The sequence below is a fragment of the Metabacillus sp. 22489 genome, assembly GCF_052044855.1.
GTDB lineage: Bacteria > Bacillota > Bacilli > Bacillales > Bacillaceae > Metabacillus > Metabacillus niabensis.
The window spans coordinates 1-19024 of the sequence record NZ_JBQENT010000021.1 but is presented as its reverse complement, the minus strand read 5'-3'; the positions used below and the strand labels follow the sequence as shown (position 1 = coordinate 19024).

Annotated in this window: 17 protein-coding genes; 9 read left to right on the top strand and 8 right to left on the bottom strand. The window is 35.9% G+C overall.

The window, feature by feature from the left end; genetic code table 11:
- Positions 1 to 5: 5 nt before the first annotated feature.
- Complete coding sequence (locus ACTJJ9_RS13555) at positions 6 to 1127, top strand: sensor histidine kinase (protein ID WP_145582729.1); 1122 nt, start codon at positions 6 to 8, stop codon at positions 1125 to 1127.
- Positions 1124 to 1735, top strand: coding sequence for a response regulator transcription factor (locus ACTJJ9_RS13550; protein ID WP_145582728.1), 612 nt, complete (start codon positions 1124 to 1126; stop codon positions 1733 to 1735). Before ACTJJ9_RS13555 ends, ACTJJ9_RS13550 begins: the two co-directional genes overlap by 4 nt.
- A gap of 85 nt (positions 1736 to 1820) precedes the next feature.
- Here the strand turns inward: ACTJJ9_RS13550 and ACTJJ9_RS13545 are convergent, their stop codons facing one another.
- Positions 1821 to 2681 carry a dimethylarginine dimethylaminohydrolase family protein gene (locus tag ACTJJ9_RS13545; RefSeq protein ID WP_145582727.1) on the bottom strand — a complete coding sequence of 287 codons (861 nt, stop codon included), beginning with the start codon at positions 2679 to 2681 and terminating at the stop codon, positions 1821 to 1823.
- Between the two features lie 423 nt (positions 2682 to 3104).
- On the opposite strand from ACTJJ9_RS13545, the gene ACTJJ9_RS13540 reads away from it, so the two are divergent.
- From ACTJJ9_RS13540 to ACTJJ9_RS13525, 4 genes are read left to right on the top strand one after another with little or no spacing between them, the layout of a single operon-like run.
- Entirely contained in the window at positions 3105 to 3875 is a 771-nt protein-coding gene (locus ACTJJ9_RS13540) for an isocitrate lyase/PEP mutase family protein (RefSeq protein ID WP_145582726.1), read from the top strand.
- A gap of 28 nt (positions 3876 to 3903) precedes the next feature.
- Positions 3904 to 4476 (top strand): bifunctional transcriptional activator/DNA repair enzyme AdaA, encoded by a 573-nt coding sequence (locus tag ACTJJ9_RS13535; RefSeq protein ID WP_095301627.1) that lies wholly within the window; start codon positions 3904 to 3906, stop codon positions 4474 to 4476.
- Positions 4463 to 5380, top strand: a complete 918-nt coding sequence (locus ACTJJ9_RS13530) for a DNA-3-methyladenine glycosylase family protein (protein WP_440768687.1) — start codon at positions 4463 to 4465, stop codon at positions 5378 to 5380. The genes ACTJJ9_RS13535 and ACTJJ9_RS13530 overlap by 14 nt, the downstream gene beginning before the upstream one ends.
- A complete protein-coding gene (locus ACTJJ9_RS13525; RefSeq protein ID WP_095301625.1) occupies positions 5364 to 5843 on the top strand; it encodes a methylated-DNA--[protein]-cysteine S-methyltransferase in 480 nt (159 codons plus the stop codon). The genes ACTJJ9_RS13530 and ACTJJ9_RS13525 overlap by 17 nt, the downstream gene beginning before the upstream one ends.
- Before the next feature lie 389 nt (positions 5844 to 6232).
- Here the strand turns inward: ACTJJ9_RS13525 and ACTJJ9_RS13520 are convergent, their stop codons facing one another.
- From ACTJJ9_RS13520 to ACTJJ9_RS13510, 3 genes are all read right to left on the bottom strand, one after another.
- On the bottom strand, positions 6233 to 6481 hold the full coding sequence (locus tag ACTJJ9_RS13520) for a DUF2535 family protein (RefSeq protein ID WP_307190879.1): 249 nt from the start codon (positions 6479 to 6481) through the stop codon (positions 6233 to 6235).
- Between the two features lie 192 nt (positions 6482 to 6673).
- The gene (nspC, locus tag ACTJJ9_RS13515; protein WP_145582724.1) at positions 6674 to 7801 is read right to left on the bottom strand and encodes a carboxynorspermidine decarboxylase; all 1128 of its coding nucleotides are present in this window, start codon (positions 7799 to 7801) and stop codon (positions 6674 to 6676) included.
- Between the two features lies 1 nt (position 7802).
- On the bottom strand, positions 7803 to 9041 hold the full coding sequence (locus tag ACTJJ9_RS13510; protein ID WP_145582723.1) for a saccharopine dehydrogenase family protein: 1239 nt from the start codon (positions 9039 to 9041) through the stop codon (positions 7803 to 7805).
- Positions 9042 to 10053: 1012 nt separating this feature from the next.
- Between ACTJJ9_RS13510 and ACTJJ9_RS13505 the strand changes: the two genes are divergently transcribed.
- Positions 10054 to 11592 (top strand): malate:quinone oxidoreductase, encoded by a 1539-nt coding sequence (locus ACTJJ9_RS13505; protein WP_255451937.1) that lies wholly within the window; start codon positions 10054 to 10056, stop codon positions 11590 to 11592.
- 514 nt (positions 11593 to 12106) lie between these two features.
- Here the strand turns inward: ACTJJ9_RS13505 and ACTJJ9_RS13500 are convergent.
- Both ACTJJ9_RS13500 and ilvA read right to left on the bottom strand, forming a co-directional pair.
- The gene (locus ACTJJ9_RS13500; protein WP_095301620.1) at positions 12107 to 12811 is read right to left on the bottom strand and encodes a DUF421 domain-containing protein; all 705 of its coding nucleotides are present in this window, start codon (positions 12809 to 12811) and stop codon (positions 12107 to 12109) included.
- A gap of 178 nt (positions 12812 to 12989) precedes the next feature.
- Entirely contained in the window at positions 12990 to 14198 is a 1209-nt protein-coding gene (ilvA, locus tag ACTJJ9_RS13495) for a threonine ammonia-lyase (RefSeq protein ID WP_233452114.1), read from the bottom strand.
- 216 nt (positions 14199 to 14414) lie between these two features.
- Here ilvA and ACTJJ9_RS13490 point away from each other — a divergent pair, with 216 nt between their 5' ends.
- Positions 14415 to 15626, top strand: a complete 1212-nt coding sequence (locus tag ACTJJ9_RS13490; RefSeq protein ID WP_145582720.1) for a sensor histidine kinase — start codon at positions 14415 to 14417, stop codon at positions 15624 to 15626.
- 63 nt (positions 15627 to 15689) lie between these two features.
- On the opposite strand, the gene ACTJJ9_RS13485 is transcribed toward ACTJJ9_RS13490, so the two are convergent.
- Entirely contained in the window at positions 15690 to 16718 is a 1029-nt protein-coding gene (locus ACTJJ9_RS13485) for a FecCD family ABC transporter permease (RefSeq protein ID WP_095301617.1), read from the bottom strand.
- Positions 16715 to 17755 carry a FecCD family ABC transporter permease gene (locus tag ACTJJ9_RS13480; RefSeq protein ID WP_095301616.1) on the bottom strand — a complete coding sequence of 347 codons (1041 nt, stop codon included), beginning with the start codon at positions 17753 to 17755 and terminating at the stop codon, positions 16715 to 16717. The genes ACTJJ9_RS13485 and ACTJJ9_RS13480 overlap by 4 nt, the downstream gene beginning before the upstream one ends.
- A gap of 148 nt (positions 17756 to 17903) precedes the next feature.
- Here ACTJJ9_RS13480 and ACTJJ9_RS13475 point away from each other — a divergent pair, with 148 nt between their 5' ends.
- On the top strand, positions 17904 to 18863 hold the full coding sequence (locus tag ACTJJ9_RS13475; RefSeq protein ID WP_145582741.1) for an iron-hydroxamate ABC transporter substrate-binding protein: 960 nt from the start codon (positions 17904 to 17906) through the stop codon (positions 18861 to 18863).
- Positions 18864 to 19024: the final 161 nt, after the last annotated feature.

The window sequence follows — 19024 nt, the reverse complement described above, 5'->3', positions numbered from 1 at the left end:
AAGTAATGAAGTATAAGATTTATCCTAGAGAACAAATTAGACAATATTTGCTTTTCGATGTGATATCAGTCGTGTTTTTATGCTATATCGTACTACGTTCAGATACGATTTTTGGGTTTTGGGGCAATCTTCTTCTAATTATGCTTTTTCTCTTTTCATTTTATATTGGACTATGGTATCGGGATGGACGTTTATTAGCAGCATCTTTACTTGGCTTTTCTGTCATTACGATATTTGGTATTTATGTCGAGCTCAATATATTATTCTATGGTTTAATTTTTGCAGATCTGATTGGAAGGGCAAAGTCAAAGGTGCATATTGGGATAGGAATCGTAGCCATTGCCCTGATGTTTTTCATTGTTCAATGGAAAACGGATGGAAGTCTTTTTAAGCAGGAATTTTCGATATTACTCCCTATCATGGTTGTGCAACTAATTTTACCGATTTTGATTTACATTAAAGAAAGAGCAAAAAGTTTAAAGGGAGAATTGGAAATCGCCAATCTGCAAATTGAGAAGCTTATTCAACAGGAGGAAAGGCAGAGAATCGCAAGGGATCTCCATGACACGCTTGGGCAAACATTAACAATGATTAAATTAAAAAGTGAATTGACTGCAAGATTAATAGACAAAGATTCCATTGAAGCAAAACAGGAATTAAAGGATATATTAACAATGACTAGAAGAGCTTTACATCAGGTAAGAGAGGTAGTTTCAGATATGAAATTTATCCCTTTGGAAAGTGAAATAGAGAATTCAAGAAAACTAATGCAGTCTGTTGGCATTGAACTCATAGTAAAGAAAGGTGATATCCCGCTTTTACCTAGTGTAACCCAGACAATGCTTGCTCTTTCGATTCGAGAAGCGCTGACAAATGTCATTAAACATAGTAAGGCTGCTCACTGTATACTGGAATTGGATGTAATCGATCATACTCTTCTAATTCAAATTAAAGATAACGGGATAGGTTTAGCAAAGGTACAGAGTGGGAATGGCATTCAGTCGATGAAAGAGCGACTTCGAGTTGTTCAGGGAACAGCAGTGGTGACCAATTCGCCAAGAGGTGGAACGAATGTAATGTTGAAACTTCCAATCTATCAAACAGGAAAGGAGAATCCAACTTCATGATACGGGTCGTTATTGCAGAAGATCAAAAAATGCTTCGGGGAGCATTAACAGCTCTATTAAAATTTGAAACAGATATTGAAGTGTTAGCAGAAGTATCTGATGGACAGAAGGCTTGGGAAGTGATTCAGAGGAAACAGCCTGATGTATGTATACTAGATATTGAAATGCCTATTATCAACGGTCTTGAATTAGCAGGTAAAATAAAGAAGGATCGTATATTACACCATTGCAAAATCATCATTGTTACGACCTTTGCACGTCCAGGATACTTACAAAAGGCAATGGATTTGCAGGTAGATGGCTATCTATTAAAGGACGAACCGATTGATTACCTTATTGAGTCTATTCGTAAAGTCATGAATGGAGAGCGGGTGATAAGTATCGACCTTGCAGCATCCCTCTTTATGAAGGAAGAAAATCCATTAAGTGAACGAGAAATAGAAGTATTGCGACTTACGAAGGATGGATTGACAACAAGCGAAATTAGTAACACTCTTTTTTTAACAAAGGGAACAGTACGTAATTATCTTTCCTCTGCGATTCAGAAACTTGAAGCAGAATCGAGGCAACAGGCTGTAAATACCGCTGTCGAAAAAGGTTGGTTATAATATCTACTTACTCTTAATCAGCTAACACCCATATAAACAACCTACTATTTCAAAAATAAGGTTTATTATATGGGCGTTATTTAATTTACCCTTCCCGCAAAATTGGCAAGGTACAACAGCGAAAGGATCCACCTGATTTAATAATTTCAGTAATATCAACTTCTATAACCTCAAAGCCGCGGTCACGAAGCTGCTTGTTTACCTTTTTATTAACGGGCAGTCCTAATACTCGGTTGTTACCGATACTCAATACATTTGTTCCTAATTGAAATTGTTCTTCTTCCGTAACTTCAATTAAATCATAGCGGGAAGCGAATAGGTCAATTTCCTTTTGATTTAAAGCATGCGGGTAAATAAGAGCGACATCTGGTGAAACGACGTTAAATATACAGTCCAAATGCAAGTATTTTTCTTTAAATGGAATCGTAATGACTTGAAACTCATTTAAAAGACGCTGTAATTGATCGGCAGCCTTCTGATTTGTTCGATTACTGAGACCGACGTAAATTGTATCTTGATCGATTACAACATCTCCACCTTCGATTTGCTCTTCAACTAAATTATAATAGGAGATTTCTTCATCCTCTAACCATTGCTTTAAAACGTTTTCCTCACCAGCACGAACATCTGTGGCCATGTTAGCAACAAAGATTGTTTGTCCTAGTGTAAATCCAATATCACGTGTAAAGACCTGTTCTGGATATTTTTTATGATATGGTAATAAGATGACATCGATATCATTTTTTTTAAGGGTTTTGACAAATTCATCATGCTGCTCAAGTGCACGTTCAATATGGATCCCTTCATGCTTAAAATGCTCCTGTGTATCATTAATAACTTCGCGGATTGTCATATATTGCGGCTGACAAAGAATGACTCGTTTCAATGTATCATATTCACTCATACAAAAAGACTTTTTGTTGTTTGACTTTACGCGTTCTTCCATTTTTTAGCCATCCTATCTATACTTTTACTAACTATTTTTTCCTAAACAAGTGTAATTATTACAAGTTAACATTAAGAAAATCCCTTCGAAGTTATTTTTGAGATAAAGATAAATAAGCGGAAAATGATTAGATCATTGATGTTAGGTGTAAAGGACATATCGGTAAAAAAAAAAGAATTGGCTCTCTAAACATTTCCTATGTATAAATATTTATTCTTCAATTTTCCACGCCCGTACTACTTTTCATTCCTTGTTACGTATTCAAAAAATTTGTTAATGAAAGGGAGTGGCAAGCTCCCAAATCTTTGGAAATGAGGCATACTATATTCTTGTTCAGGGCCAGACCATAAGAGCAAGAATGAGGACGAAATGGAGGTTAATTACTTGTTAAAATGAGTCCAACAACCAGTAGGGGGATTAAAAATGAATAAGATTCAGGAATTTAATGAGATGCACTTTTCAAAGGATCTATTATTTTTAGGAAATGCATGGGACTTGCTTTCTGCTTTAACACTTGAAAGGTTAGGATTTAAAGCAATCGGAACGACAAGCTGGGGAATCGCAAATTCACTAGGATGTGCAGATGGAGAACTGATTGATTTTAAGAGGCATTTAGGAATCATTAAAACGATCGTAGCGAATGTAAAAATTCCTGTTTCTGCTGATATTGAGGCAGGGTATGGGAAAGATATTCCAACAATTGTTGAGCATGTGTTAAGGACAGCAGATGTTGGGGTAGCTGGCATCAATATTGAGGATTCATTCAAAAAACAAAAAGGATTAAGAGATATATCTTGTCATTGTGACCTTCTAAGTAATATAAGAACAGCGTTAGATAGTAATGGGTATAGAAATTTTTATATTAACGCAAGAACGGATACTTACCTTCAAAGGCAAAATCCCTTATCAGAAACAATTGAACGAGCAAAGGTATACGTTGAGAGTGGTGCCAGTGGGATATTTGTTCCAGGTTTAATTGACGATGATGAGATTAAGGAAATGACCGTTCATATTAGTGCTCCACTAAATGTATTATCTTTACCTGGACTAACGAATTGTAATAAGCTTAAAGAATTAGGTGTAAAACGATTTAGTTTTGGAAATGCCTTATCTGATAAAGTGATTTCCTATTTAGAAAAGAAGGTTGGCAAATTATTAGAGGAACAGGATACGTCAGTATTATATGAGAACTAACATAAATGCTGAAAGGATAGTGGTGGATATGGTGGCTAATATCAATCTTTCCTTTGAAGAGATGTGGGAGAAAATCATCGCTTGTGATCGTAAATATGATGGTCTATTTTTTACAGCAGTGAAAACAACAAAAATATACTGCCGTCCTTCGTGCAGATCAAGGAAGCCTAAAAAGGTAAATGTAGAATTTTACCATGATATAAATGAGGTTGAAGCGGCAGGCTACCGTCCTTGCAAAAGATGCCAACCGGAAGTTGAACAATCTCCGCATATTGCAGTTGTTAGAAATAGTATTACATTCCTAGTTAATCATTATAAACAAAATTTGTTATTAAAGGATATAGCAGATCAAGTCGGCTTAAGTCCGTTTTATTTGGAGCGCTTATTTAAACAAGAGACCTCTGAGACTCCACGTACTTATTTAGAAAAAATACGTATCGATAAAGCAGCACACCTTCTTAAGTATACAGCTATGACAAACTTAGAAATCTGTTATGAGGTAGGCTTCCAAAGCCCATCCAATTTCTATAAAGTATTCCGCAGCTTAAAAAACTGCTCACCTAGCGAATATCGGAAGGAACTCCGAAATGAATTGGATTGATTATGAATTATATTTGGATATTTATCCTCCAAAGGAATTTAAATTCGAGGAATGTTTAATTTTTTTAGGAAGGTCCGAGCAGGAAGTGCTGCATCAGATTAAAGCTAAAGCTATATATAAGCTAATAAAGGTTAAAGAATCTTTCATTTTATGTAAAATAGAGTATATCAATCATTGTTTAAAGGTTGAATTTCCATATGGAGATCCATCCATTGTTGAGCGCAAAAAGGTAGGAGAATTTATTTGGGAATGGTTTGATTTGGATCAGGACTTGGGGCAATTTTATCAAATGGCTCGTAATGATAAAATTTTAACGAAACCTGTGGAAAAATATGCAGGTTTACGAATTATGTGCATCCCAGATTTATTTGAAGCACTAGTATGGGCTATCATCGGGCAGCAAATAAATTTATCATTTGCTTACACATTAAAGCAACGATTCGTTGAACAATTTGGAGAGTTTTTAACCTTTGAAGGAGAAACATTTTGGGTATTTCCTTCAGCCGAAAAAATTGCCTCCTTGAATGTCGAGGATTTAAGGAAACTTCAAATTACTAAAAGGAAGGCCGAATATATTATCGGTGTTGCTAAGGAAATGAAAAGTGGAAGATTAACAAAGGAATTATTGCTAGAAAAAAACGATTATGAGCAGGTGCAAAAATCATTAATGTTCATTAGGGGGATCGGTGCATGGACGGCTGATTATGTAATGATGAAGTGCTTGCACTATACCTCATCCTTCCCAATTGCAGATGTTGGTCTTCATAATGCTTTAAAAAATCTCTTGAATCTTAAGGAGAAACCGACGATTGCTGAAATAGAAGAATATGCAAAAAATTGGGAGGGCTGGCAGGCATATGCTACTTTTTATCTTTGGAGGTCATTGTATGACAAAACGATATAAATTAGACTACGAATCACCGATTGGTGTAATTGAAATAATTGGTACGGATAAAGCTATCCTTTCAATCTTGTTTTCTGAAGAAATTAAAAAAGAAACTGTATTGCAAGCTGAAACTCCTTCTGTTTTAACAGAATGCTATAACCAACTTGACGAATATTTTAAGGGGCAGCGCAAGGAATTTACATTTCCGTATTATTTTGAAGGGACTGACTTTCAAAAAACAGTATGGAACGCTTTAACAAAAATACCCTATGCTAAAACGGGATCCTATAAGGATATTGCTGTTTCTATCGGAAATGAAAAGGCGATTAGAGCAGTAGGGAGTGCGAACGGGAAAAATAAGCTAAGCATTGTAATCCCTTGCCACAGAATAATCGGTTCAAATGGAAAATTAACTGGTTATGCTGGTGGTCTTTGGAGAAAAGAATGGCTGCTTCAACATGAGAAAGCTCATCACATTTAAGAGCCTCTTTTAAATACGTTAGGAGGAGTAAAATGGATAGCATTAAAAAGGTCTTATGCATGTCTCTTCATCAATTGTAGTAACATTTAGCATTAGCTGAACCTTTAACAGCAGCAATATTGGGAGTTTTATTATTAAATGAAAGCTTAGACATTGTTTCATGGAGTGGGATTTTCCTTTTACTGCTTGGAATTGAATATTTATATGGTCTTCCGGTAATCAAAATCGTGCGAAGAGACTAAGTACTTAGCTGAAATAAAAGATTGATAAGGAAAGCATACGATCCCAAAAATTCTAAAAAAAAATGGAAAAAGCCCAGCAGTAATAACTACTGGGTTGAACGTTACAAAATATATAGTAAAGCGTTAGAGAAAAAATAAATGACATTATTATGCATTACTTTTAAATTCCTGAATACCAAATAAATCATTAAAATCAGACCATTTCATTTTTCGTTTCAAATATTCCCGAAAGGAAAAGACGTGTTTATCCTGGGGTTTATTGTAAAGTAACGAAATATAGCTTTGTAAATGGACCTGAACGATAAAATAATAATGATGATCAGTCTTTAATACAGGGATTTCAATTACTTTTATCCGCTGCTTTACTATATTTTTGAACTCTAGGCTCTTAGACAACAAAATACCATCCTCTTTTATACCCGTTTGTACATATTATAACGTATTGGAAGCATTTGCATAGGGAGTTTTTGAAATAATTTGAAAATAAAATTAATTATAAAAAACTGGAATCAAAAAGGATTCCAGTTTTTTAACCGTTCTTTGTAATGTTGATTTCACTTCAGTTAGACAGTTAATTCAATGCCTCATTTATGCTAGTCTTGTTTTGAAATCCTGATAACCGAATTCACGGACGACTTTACAATCACCATTTTTATTTTGTATCGCAATAGCTGGCAATGCCATTCCATTGAATGTATTTGTTTTTACCATCGTGTAAATTGCCATATCGCCGAAGACTAATCTGTCACCACATTTTAATGGTTCGTCAAAGGAATAATCTCCAATTACATCACCTGTTAGACAGGTTTGTCCGCCAAGTCGATAGGTAAATGGCTTTTCTCCTGGCTCGCCTGACCCTAATAGAGGTGGTCGATATGGCATTTCCAATACATCAGGCATATGACAAGTAGCTGATGTGTCAAGAATTGCAATATCGATCCCGTTTGTATGAGTATCAAGTACTGATGTAATTAGGTATCCTGCATTAAGAGCAATAGCTTCTCCTGGCTCAAGATATACCTCCAACCCATACTTATCCTGCATTCTTTTAATACATGATTCTAGAGTTGGAATATCGTAATCTTCTCTTGTAATATGGTGGCCACCGCCAAAATTAATCCATTCCATTTGTGGCAACCATTGCCCAAACCTTTCTTCCACTGCATTTAGAGTGGTCTCTAAATCGTCTGAGTTTTGCTGGCAAAGGGTATGGAAGTGTAGCCCTGAGACACCTTCAAGCAAATCAGGACGGAAATCCTCCTGTTTAACACCGAATCTCGAACCTGGTGAACACGGATCATAGATTTCATGACCAACCTGTGTGGAGCATTCAGGGTTAATACGTAAGCCAACCTTTCTTCCTGCTTGAAGAGCCTTATCTTTGAACTTTTCCAACTGTGAAAAGGAATTAAAGATAATATGATCGCAAATAGATATAATTTCGTCGATTTCATCCTCACGGTAGGCAGGGGCAAAGACATGATTTTCCTTGCCCATTTCCTCGTGACCTAGGCGAGCCTCAAATAAACCGCTCGCTGTTGTGCCACTTAAGTATTTTCCAATTAGGGGATACATCGTTGTCATGGAAAATGCCTTTTGTGCCAACACAATCTTTGCTCCTGTACGTTGCATAACACCATTCAGGATTTTTAGATTTTTTTCAATGAGTTTTTCATCGACTACATAACAAGGAGTTGGTAATTCTTCAAAAAGCATTTTAGCGAACTAACTCCGATTCTGTAGTTTTTGTAGATTCCTCATCAACAAGAACTGGATTAAAATCTTCTACCCATGGAAGTCCCCATTTGTTCAACTCTTCCATAAATGGATCTGGATCAAATTCTTCAATATTGAATACGCCTGGTTTGTTCCACTTTCCAGTTAAAATCATCGCTGCACCGATCATAGCTGGAACACCTGTTGTATAAGACACTGCTTGGGAGCCAACTTCTGCATAGCATTCTTGGTGATCACAAACATTGTATAAGTAGTAAGTTTTCTCTTCGCCGTCTTTTTTCCCTTTAAAGATACAACCAATGTTTGTTTTTCCAACAGTACGTGGTCCTAGTGTTGCAGGATCAGGTAAAACAGCCTTTAAGAACTGAAGCGGAATAATTTGCTTGCCTTCAAACTCAATCGGTTCAATAGAAGTCATTCCTACATTTTCAAGTGCTCTTAGGTGAGTAAGGTAGCTTTCACCGAATGTCATGAAGAAGCGGATACGCTTAAGTCCTGGAATGTTAACAGCTAGAGATTCAAGCTCCTCATGGTAAAGCAAATACATATCCTTTTCGCCAACTTCAGGGAAGTTATAAACACGTTTGATTTCCATTGGTTCAGTTTCAATCCATTCACCATTTTCCCAGTATCTTCCGTTTGCTGAAACTTCACGGATATTGATTTCAGGGTTGAAATTAGTTGCAAATGGATAACCATGATCGCCACCATTACAGTCGAGAATATCAATATACTCAATCTCATCAAAGTGATGTTTTAACGCATATGCAGAGAAAACACCTGTTACACCTGGGTCAAATCCACTACCTAAAAGAGCTGTAATCCCAGCCTTTTCAAAACGCTCGCGGTATTCCCATTGCCATTTGTATTCGAATTTTGCTGTATTTTCTGGCTCATAGTTTGCTGTATCCATATAGTGTGTTTTTGTAGCAAGACAAGCATCCATGATCGTTAAATCTTGGTAAGGTAAAGCTAAGTTCATTACGATATCTGGTTTTACTTCTTCAATTAATGCAATGAGCTCATCAACATTATTTGCATCAACCTGTGCAGTCGTAATTTTTGTTTTGCCACCATCTAGTTTTGCCTTTAATTCATCACATTTAGATTTTGTACGGCTAGCGATACAAATTTCTTCAAATACCTCACTGTTTTGTACACATTTATGAATGGCAACTGATGCCACTCCACCACAACCAATAACTAGAGCTTTTCCCATTTTTCGTCTATCTCCTCACTTAATAGATTTTTTTAACGGAATTTCATAACAACCCGATTAACGGTGTATCTGCCACTTGCGATGTTTGTAGAAAAAGGAAGATTTATATAACTACTCAAAACAAAAAAGCAAGTGTAAAAACGCATCATCGCGCATCACACTTGCTTAAGATATAATCGTTAATATTAAAGAAAAAGAGGTAACTCCATAACAAAAATAATGTGTAAAAATACGAAGAAAGCTCTTTAATATTCAGAATATATCAATTATGGATCAGAGTCTATATAGCAAATAATTACTTTTTCCACTCTTATTGACCGTTTCACAAGTTGATGTGCAAATGCACTGGTTGTAAAGTAACCAACTTATAAAATTTGAGCTTTTAACTCAATCAATAAGGCAACTAAAGTTGCCGATCGGCATTTGACCCGGCTGTCCGTATGGCCTTAACATCCTTTATAAGGGAAGTGGTCAAAAATTATCTGCTTGGAAAGACCCAAATATTTTGAAATGAAGCTTTCCATTTACGCATCTTTTATAATAACACATGCTATATTATTGCAAAAGAAAAAAATAAAATTATTTCTTAAAAATCGACAAATTAAGACATTTCCATATTTTACATTGCAAAATGATGCCTAAAACGACTTCGTAAAACCCTTTTATATTTGTAGATTAAGATGCACTAAATAAGAATGAAACATAATAAAAATTATCTCCAATTTTAATGAAAGACCAAAATTTTCATTTTTTTCGGATGCTTCATTAAAGAAGTAATTCGTGTATGTTTCTAGGCTCTATGGACAGATTTCTCACTTTTTTACAAGCTTTAAATAGTTTATAATTATTTGATAAAGTAGATACTTTAATCTTTAAATAGTTTATAATTATCTGATAATAGAAAAATTTTAATTTTATATAGTTTGCGTATTTAAAATGGTTAATTTAGACAGAAAAGGTGTTTGACTAAATCGTGTCTTGGTTTGTTGTGACGCATATAAACAGCGCTTACATCCTTTCTGCAAATTTTAGGGGGATAAGGAGTAAAATGAGCAATAAAGAAACTACCACAGACGTTATCTTAATTGGTGCCGGAATCATGAGTGCGACTTTAGGGACACTTCTAAAAGAACTAGTTCCTGATTGGAAAATTACTGTTTTTGAAAAGCTTTCAAAAGCAGGTGAGGAAAGCTCTAACGAATGGAATAATGCAGGTACGGGGCATGCGGCATTGTGTGAACTAAACTACACAGTCGAAAAACCAGATGGATCTGTTGATATTAGTAAAGCGATCAGCATAAATGAACAGTTTCAGGTTTCAATGCAGTTTTGGTCTTATCTTGTAAACAGCAAGCTGATACATAATCCACAGGATTTTATTATGCCTTTGCCACATATGAGTTTAGTACAAGGGGAACAAAATGTATCGTTTTTAAAAAAGCGTTTTAAAGCGTTATCAAACAATCCATTATTTAAAGGGATGGAATTTTCCGATGAGCCAGAAAAATTAATGGAATGGATTCCGCTCATTATGAAAGACCGCAAATTAGATGAACCAATCGCGGCTACGAAAATTGACTCTGGTACTGATGTTAATTTTGGTGCTTTAACACGTATGTTATTTGAACACTTAAAGGGTCAAAATGTCGATATCCATTACAAACATAATGTTAGTAATATTTATCGTACGAGTGACGGCTTATGGGAATTAAAAGTGAAGAATCTTGAAAGTGGTAATGTTGAACACCATACTGCCAAATTTGTCTTTATTGGAGGCGGTGGAGGAAGCCTACATTTATTGCAAAAATCCGGTATTCCTGAAGGGAAGCATATTGGTGGTTTCCCGGTAAGTGGAATTTTTATGGTTTGTAATAATCCGGAAGTTGTTGCTCAGCATCATGCAAAGGTATATGGAAAAGCTAAGGTTGGTGCGCCACCTATGTCTGTTCCGCACTTGGACACGCGATATATTAACAACAGAAAAACGCTGCTTTTTGGACCATTTGCAGGCTTCTCACCAAAGTTTTTAAAAAATGGCTCAATGTTCGATTTAATAACTTCAGTGAAACCGGATAATCTTTTAACAATGCTTGCGGCAGGCGTAAAAGAGATGTCATTGACGAAATATTTAATCCAGCAAGTTATGCTATCAAAAGAACAGCGAATGGATGAGTTACGTGAGTTCATCCCAAATGCTAAAGATGAGGATTGGGATTTAGTAGTAGCTGGTCAACGTGTGCAAGTGATAAAAGATACTGAAGCTGGAGGAAAAGGAACGCTTCAATTTGGTACAGAAGTAATTACTGCTAAGGATGGTTCGATTGCAGCATTACTAGGTGCCTCTCCAGGTGCTTCAACAGCTGTTCACGTTATGCTTGAGGTAATTCAAAATTGCTTCCCAGAACATATGGATGAGTGGGGGCCGAAACTAAAAGAAATGATTCCTTCTTATGGGTTGTCATTAATGGAAAACCCTGAGCTTCTCCATGAAGTTCATACTTCTACAGCGCAAGCGCTTGGTCTATGCCAAAAAAGGCCGGTTTTTAGTTAAGGCTCTTTTCTGAAAGTGAGACTTCTGTGTGTTACATGGGTAGGTGAGGCACCTCAAATGTTTACACTAAGGCGGTATACCACCCACCCCGCGAAAAGGGAGTACTGTATGAGGAAATCAAGAAAAACGACAACTAAGTAAAAAGCAACAAAGTTTACGAAAACAGCCTTAGTCTGGAAATAATGAGTACCTTCGATCGATTCTTGGATTGAAGGTCTTTTTTCTGTATAAGGAAAAAAGAAATAATAAGCCTTTTGCAACATTTATAAATGGAGAGATGTTGGTCTAGATGAGGCTTTAGTTGAGTTATGCTTCGTAAATGAGTATAGAAACAGTTGTAAAGTAAAAGAAGCGAAAACTGTAGAAGGCATTAGGCGTTGTTATCTATAAAACCATTAGACATAATCAATAGGAAATACTGCAGTTGTACAAAAATAATGCGGATGTTTCATGTGAAACATTCGCAAATTTTAGAACATGATATACGAAAAAGAGTAAGTGCCTTTCGATCTACCTATTTGAATAAAAAGACATTTAGTTTTTCGGTTTTGTCAATTGTCGCAAGTAGGACTTTTTCCACCTCAGTTTGATATAATCTTTTTAAATTGGCAACGAGCCATTCTTTATCCTTTTGAATGTTTGTTAATTCCTGGGCAATAATTTTCCCTTCTTTAATAATTGTTCGCGGCATATCAAAAGATTTCACCTCTATATTTAATGTTTCTGGAGTAATTGGTTCATATTTTGGATCTAAGAAAATGGATAATTTTCCTTCTGCCTCCCAATAAGCTAAAGCAACCTTTTTAATATCTTCAATTTTATCCTTTCTTAATTCCTCCAATAAAACATCAATAGATATTCTCGCATGGAGTAAACCTTTATAAATAACTTCCCCATTTTTGATAACAGGAATTGGTTCATGATTTACAAAATTCCGAAACCATGGAAATTTTAGCATAGAGAAAACCCCTATAATATATAAAATGACTAAAACAACCGTAGTAATGATTGATCCTTTTAGACCAAGTTCCTCGTCAGATAAAGGGTGAGCTATAATATTTCCGATAACTAAAGCAATGACAAAATCAAGGAGTCTTAATTGAGAAATAGCTCGCTGTCCAATTATTTTAGCCACAATAACTAAAAAGAAAAATGATACGACGGCTCTCAGAACCCACTCAATTGTAGTAAGAGATCCCTGACTTTGGAAAAAGTCCATCAATAAACACTTCCTTTATTCGAAATAGCATATTTTTCAAAGTACTAGTGGTTGATGCTCTTAGTATAAGATAGGAATGTTTTCCTCTATGGAGGAAAGGTACATTAAGAAGGCACAAACTAGGAGATGCTCTAGTATGTCGTCTAACGAATCATTTCCCTTTTTTTATCAGTTTTATTTAATAATGAGACATTTCTACATTATATCCTTTCTCAGTTAAAGCTTTATGGAGAAGGGAGATATGGTCATGATTTTTTGTTTCTACAGATATCTCAAGCTGTGCATATCCAGGAAGAATATTTTTCCCTATTCGGCTTAAATTAACCGATTGAATATTTGCATCATGGGCAGAAATGGAATTTAAGACCTTTTGGAGCTGCCCTGGTTTATCAGTTATAGTAATCGTAAATTCAACAAATCTACCTGACTCAACCATACCACGTTCAATAATTCTAGATATAAAATTCACATCAACGTTTCCGCCACTTAAAATAGCAACTACTTTTTTCTCCTTTAGTTTTACTTTATTATATAGCAATGAAGCAAGGGAGCATGCACCAGATCCTTCAACAAGTAGCTTATTCCTCTCTAATAGCATAAGCATCGTTCTTGCTATCTCCATCTCATCTACACAATAGATATCATCGACATACTTTTGGACAATTTCAAATGTTCTTTGTCCTGGCTTCTTAACAGCAATCCCGTCGGCTATCGTAGGTGATGACTCAACAGTAATAGGCTTATTTACATGAATGGATTGTTGCATGCTTGGGCAAGAGAGCGCTTGGACGCCGTATACGGAAATATGGGGGTTTTTCTCTTTTACTGCCATTGCAACTCCTGCAATAAGGCCCCCCCCGCCTACTGGGCAAATAATTGCCTCAACATCAGGAAGCTGTTCAATAATTTCTAACCCAACCGTACCTTGCCCAGCGATAATCGCTTCATCATCAAAAGCATGAATAAATGTAGCATCCATTTTCTGTTTAACTTCTAATGCATAAGATAGGGCATCATCAAAGGTGCCACCCTCCAATATAACATCTGCCCCGTACTGCTTAGTTGCTTGAATCTTACTAAGTGGTGCACCTTTAGGCATGACAATTGTGCATGGCACATCAAGCATTTGGCTAGAATATGCCACTCCTTGGGCATGGTTACCTGCTGAGGCAGCCACAACGCCCTTCTTTAACTCATCCTTTGCAAGGGAGCTAAGCTTATTATAGGAGCCTCTTACTTTAAACGACCCAGTTTTCTGGAGATTTTCAAGCTTTAAAAAGACTTCATTTTTCGCTAGATTACTAAAGGTTTTTGAATAATCTAGTGGAGTTGTATGAACAATCCCTTTCATTTTCTCCCTTGCGATAACAATGTCATTAAGATTCATAAGGTTCGCCTCCATTTTCGTGCCAGCCAGAATTCCTTTTCTTAGGATGTGCTTGTGACAGCATACTATGTCTTATTTTAGAAAATGACTATAATTTAAGAGAAAGAGTGGAATGAATTTATGTTATTTACTCAATTTTTAGTAAAAAATACCTATGATGTGTTAGGATATACAAAGATGAAGTATTAAGATATTTGAAATAACAAAGGAGTATGTATGAACGAATTTTATACTCATATAAATAAAAGGCTTTATTATATTACTGTGATCATTGTTATTTTCTTATTAATAACTGGTATATTAGTAAAAAATCCATTTTTAAGAGAAGTAAATGCAGGGTACATTATCCAGATTGTTCTTGCCTTTATTCTTACTATCTGTTTATTGTTATATCCAAAATATGTGACACATTATTTGAGAGTAATCATTACTATAACAGGTGCGGCATATTTCTATGTTTTATTCTTTTTATATCCGGAGACGTGGTCAACCTTTATTTTTCTTTGCTTGATTCCGGCATCAGCGATTATGTTTTTTGATTCAAAGCTTTTTTATTTTTCGATTGCTTTAAATAGTATTACGATCATCCTTCTATTTGGATATATTGCGTTTGTGGACAAGGGAAATCTCTATCCTTACATTAAACAGGATATAATCGGGAATGTAATAAATTTTATCGGTAGTCAAGGAATCCTATCGTTTATCTTCTATTTATCCCATGGGCGCATTAAAAAGCAGCAGCTTTACTATGAACAAATCCAACAATCTGAACGTTTAAAAACAACTGGACAGCTTGCAGCTGCAGTCGCACATGAAATTCGAAATCCTTTGACCGTTGTGAAGGGATTTCTCCAGTTATATAAAGATGATCCTGAAGTTAATAATGATAAAAAGGGACATTTTACATTAATGATCGATGAATTAAACACAGCTGAGCAGGTTATTTCTCAATTTCTAGCAGTTGCAAAGCCTACGAAGGAGTTAGAAACAGAAACAGTCAATGTAAAAAGTGTTCTTCAAAGTGTTACAGACTTACTACTTTCCTATGGGCTGTTACATGATAAAAAAATTGAATTAGAAATGATAGAGGATTGTTATATAGCTGCAAATAATATTGAAATGAAACAGCTGCTTATAAATATTATAAAAAATGCAATTGAAGCTTCCAAAGAAGGGGATTCAGTATATATAGTAGCGGGAAGAAAAAAAGATGCTGTTGAGATCAAAGTGATTGATTATGGAACAGGGATGACAGAGGAAGAAGTAAATTCCCTTGGGACGCCTTTTTATTCATTAAAAAGCAAAGGAACAGGATTAGGGATGATGATATGCTTCAACATTGCGGCCAAATATAAAGGCACAATTCGTTTCCAAAGTGCTAAAGGGAAAGGGACAACGGTGACAATTAGCTTTCCAGCAATTAAATAAGAAAAAGAAAGTAAAAAGGAGAGTGACTCAAAAGGGTCTGCCCCTTTTGAGCCCCCTCATCATTTACACCTTTCTCATAAGGAGATAAATAAAATAAGGTGCTCCTAATATAGACACGACAATTCCGACTGGTAATTCCATCGGTGCCATAATAACTCGACCTAACGTATCAGCTGACAAGAGAAGTAAACCACCTAATACTGCTGATAAGGGGAGAACCTTAGCGTGGGTTGCTCCTACTAATCTTCTTGCAATATGTGGGGCAATTAAACCTAAGAACGTAATACCGCCACCTACTGAAACACATGCCCCAGCAAGTGCTACAGAGATGACTAATAGCAATCGCCGTTCTTTTTCCAGTTGGACACCTACCCCAATCGCAATTAAATCTCCAAGCCGCATGACATCTAAAACCCTTGATTTATAAATAGTAAAAGGAATTAGAAGGATGATCCATGGTAATAAAGCTAAAACAAATGTCCAATTCGTTCCCCAAATTGTCCCAGATAACCAGACAATGGTCTTCATAAAATCAACAGGCTCCATTTTCATTTGAAAAATGATTAGACCTGCACCAAATGCAGCATTTACGCCAATTCCAACTAATAAAAGTCTTACCGACGTAACTTGTCCGTTTTTCCAGGAAATAAAATAGATTAAAAACGCTGCTAGAAATGCCCCAACCAAAGCGGTGAGCGGCATGATAAATACCGATGTCCAGCCGTTAATAAAGCTCGTCCCTTGAAAGAAAAACATATATAAAACAACTGCAAAACCTGCTCCAGAATTAATCCCTAGTATACCTGGATCAGCTAAAGGATTCTGTGAAATTCCTTGAAGGATTGCTCCCGAAACGGCAATACCCATCCCTACTAGAATGGCCATAATGATTCTTGGTAAGCGAAACTGAAATATTGTTAATTCATTTTGCGGTGTACCATTTCCAATGAGAGTGGAGAGAACATCATGTATCGGAATTTTGATTTGTCCTGCATTAATACTAAGAATAATGACTAATACAGTTAGAATAAGTGATGTTATCATTAATCCCCGAAACATATTCTTTTTCGGGGTGAAGTTTTTTTCTATCATAAACCTCTTCCTTCCTTACGAGCTAGATAGAGGAAAAAGGGAACTCCGATAATAGCAGTAATAGCTCCAACTGGCGTTTCATATGGTGCATTAACCATTCGTCCAACAATATCAGCTACAATTAAAAGAATTCCTCCTAAAACGGCCGAGAAAGGAATAATCCAGCGATAATCAGTTCCGACTATAAATCGCGTTATATGTGGAATAACCAGCCCGATAAATCCGATCATTCCTGCAATCGAAACGGCGGCACCAGTTAACAATAATACGACAATTGTACCAAATAGCTTCACTATACTAGTATTTTGCCCAAGTCCTTTAGCAACATCTTCACCTAAACTTAAGATAGAAATAGAGCGCGAAAGGAATAAAGAAAGTACAAGTCCACCAATAATAAATGGTAAGGCAAATTGAATATGCTGAGGCTGCACACTTGAAATACCCCCTGCATACCAGTAGCTAATGTCTTTTGAAATATTGAATTTTATTCCTGTTGCAGTAGATAACGAGCTAAGTAAAGAAGTAATTGCTGACCCTGCAAGAGCAAGTTTAACAGGAGTAATTCCTCCTTTAGAGAGTGAGGAGATACCAAATACTAGAGCAGCACCTAAGCCTGCACCAATAAAAGAGAAGGACATTAAGCCTAAATGTGTAATCCCTGGAATCAACGCAAGTGAAATAGCAATTAAAAAGGAAGCTCCTGCCGTCACACCCATAATAGAAGGGGATGCTAGAGGATTTCTAGTCATTCCTTGCATAATTGCTCCAGAAACTGCTAGGGCAGCACCAACAAAAACGGCAGCAATAGCGCGAGGTAAACGTAGTTCATGAATAATTACATGTGCGGAATTATGTAAATCATAATGAAAGATAGCATTTAAAACATCATGATAGGTTAAGTCAGCTGCACCGAAATGGATAGACACAATAATTGAGAAAAATAAGAGAACGATTCCAAATATTAGAATAACTACACTGACAAACCGATTTTTATATGTATAGGGTAATTCATTAGTAACGGGTTTCTTTATTGCCATTGTTAACAACTTCCCTCTAAAATAATAGTTGACAATGAGAGATTAAAAAAACTAAAATGAGTATGACATTGAGAATCATTATCAAAAAATAGCTAAGTACTATTTTATCATAACTTTAGGGGGAATAAAATTGCTTAATAAGAAAAATATGCTGAAGATCGTTGGAATAGGCATATTAACAATAGCATTAGCCGCATGTGGTCAACAGGATTCATCTCAAGGGGATTCATCAACAAAAAAGGCGGATAATGGAACAGAAGAAGCGGCTACAAGAACATTAACGGATGCGATGGGTAATGAGGTCACAATTCCTGCTAACCCAAAACGTATTATTGCTAGTTATTTAGAGGATAATCTTGTAGCTTTAGGTGTGAAGCCAGTCGCTCAGTGGAGTGTAAATGATGGACAAAGCATACAAGGTTATTTACAAGATGGCTTAAAGGAAATTCCAACAATTCCTCATGACCTCCCGTTTGAAGCTGTTCAAGAAATGCAGCCAGATTTAATCATTATGGATTCCGCAAGTATGGTAGAAGGCGGGAAATATGAGCAATATAATCAAATTGCGCCAACATATGTTATTGGAACAGAAGAAAATAATGATTGGCGTCTTGAATTAACAAAGGTTGGAGAAATTCTAGGTAAAGAGGAAGAAGCTAAGAAGGTATTAGAGGATTATGATAAGAAAGCTGCTGAGGCAAAGGCAACGATTGAAGAAAAGGTTGGAAATCCTTCAGTTGCTGCTGTTTGGTTAGTTGGCGGGAAATTCTTTATGGTTAGTGAAACTTTATCAAGTGGTGCTGTTATGTATGGAGATTTAGGGTTGAAAGTACCTTCTGTTGTTAAAGAAATCTCAGCAAAAGCAACAGGAAACTGGAGCGAAATATCACTCGAGAAATTAGCTCAATTAGATGCAGATCATTTATTTTTAATCAATAGTGATAAGGCAACAGGCTCAGCACCTTTAAGTGATGCGTTATGGAAGAGCATCCCTGCTGTAAAAGCAGGTAACGTTTATGAATTTTCTCCTGACGATAGCTGGTTATATACTGGTGCAATTGCAAATGGCCAAATTATCGATGACATCCTAGAAAGTTTAGTTAAATAATTTTAAGAGAGAAGGCTATCATTTTTTTGATAGCTTTTTTTAAAAGATAAGAAAGTATAAAAATTTGGGTCTACCACAGTCATTTAAGCTGTGGTATTTTCATTTTATGGAGACCAATATATTGAGAAGAATATTTTTTGATAAACACCAACATTGGGAAG

Coding starts and splice junctions, on each gene's coding strand:
- ACTJJ9_RS13485 (WP_095301617.1), bottom strand. CDS start 16,718: ATGATAGAAAAAAACTTCACCCCGAAAAAGAATATGTTTCGGGGATTA.
- ACTJJ9_RS13530 (WP_440768687.1), top strand. CDS start 4,463: ATGAATTGGATTGATTATGAATTATATTTGGATATTTATCCTCCAAAG.
- ACTJJ9_RS13555 (WP_145582729.1), top strand. CDS start 6: ATGAAGTATAAGATTTATCCTAGAGAACAAATTAGACAATATTTGCTT.
- ACTJJ9_RS13540 (WP_145582726.1), top strand. CDS start 3,105: ATGAATAAGATTCAGGAATTTAATGAGATGCACTTTTCAAAGGATCTA.
- ilvA (WP_233452114.1), bottom strand. CDS start 14,198: ATGAATCTTAATGACATTGTTATCGCAAGGGAGAAAATGAAAGGGATT.
- ACTJJ9_RS13510 (WP_145582723.1), bottom strand. CDS start 9,041: ATGGGAAAAGCTCTAGTTATTGGTTGTGGTGGAGTGGCATCAGTTGCC.
- ACTJJ9_RS13475 (WP_145582741.1), top strand. CDS start 17,904: ATGCTGAAGATCGTTGGAATAGGCATATTAACAATAGCATTAGCCGCA.
- ACTJJ9_RS13535 (WP_095301627.1), top strand. CDS start 3,904: ATGGTGGCTAATATCAATCTTTCCTTTGAAGAGATGTGGGAGAAAATC.
- ACTJJ9_RS13545 (WP_145582727.1), bottom strand. CDS start 2,681: ATGGAAGAACGCGTAAAGTCAAACAACAAAAAGTCTTTTTGTATGAGT.
- ACTJJ9_RS13490 (WP_145582720.1), top strand. CDS start 14,415: ATGAACGAATTTTATACTCATATAAATAAAAGGCTTTATTATATTACT.
- ACTJJ9_RS13550 (WP_145582728.1), top strand. CDS start 1,124: ATGATACGGGTCGTTATTGCAGAAGATCAAAAAATGCTTCGGGGAGCA.
- ACTJJ9_RS13525 (WP_095301625.1), top strand. CDS start 5,364: ATGACAAAACGATATAAATTAGACTACGAATCACCGATTGGTGTAATT.
- ACTJJ9_RS13500 (WP_095301620.1), bottom strand. CDS start 12,811: ATGGACTTTTTCCAAAGTCAGGGATCTCTTACTACAATTGAGTGGGTT.
- nspC (WP_145582724.1), bottom strand. CDS start 7,801: ATGCTTTTTGAAGAATTACCAACTCCTTGTTATGTAGTCGATGAAAAA.
- ACTJJ9_RS13480 (WP_095301616.1), bottom strand. CDS start 17,755: ATGGCAATAAAGAAACCCGTTACTAATGAATTACCCTATACATATAAA.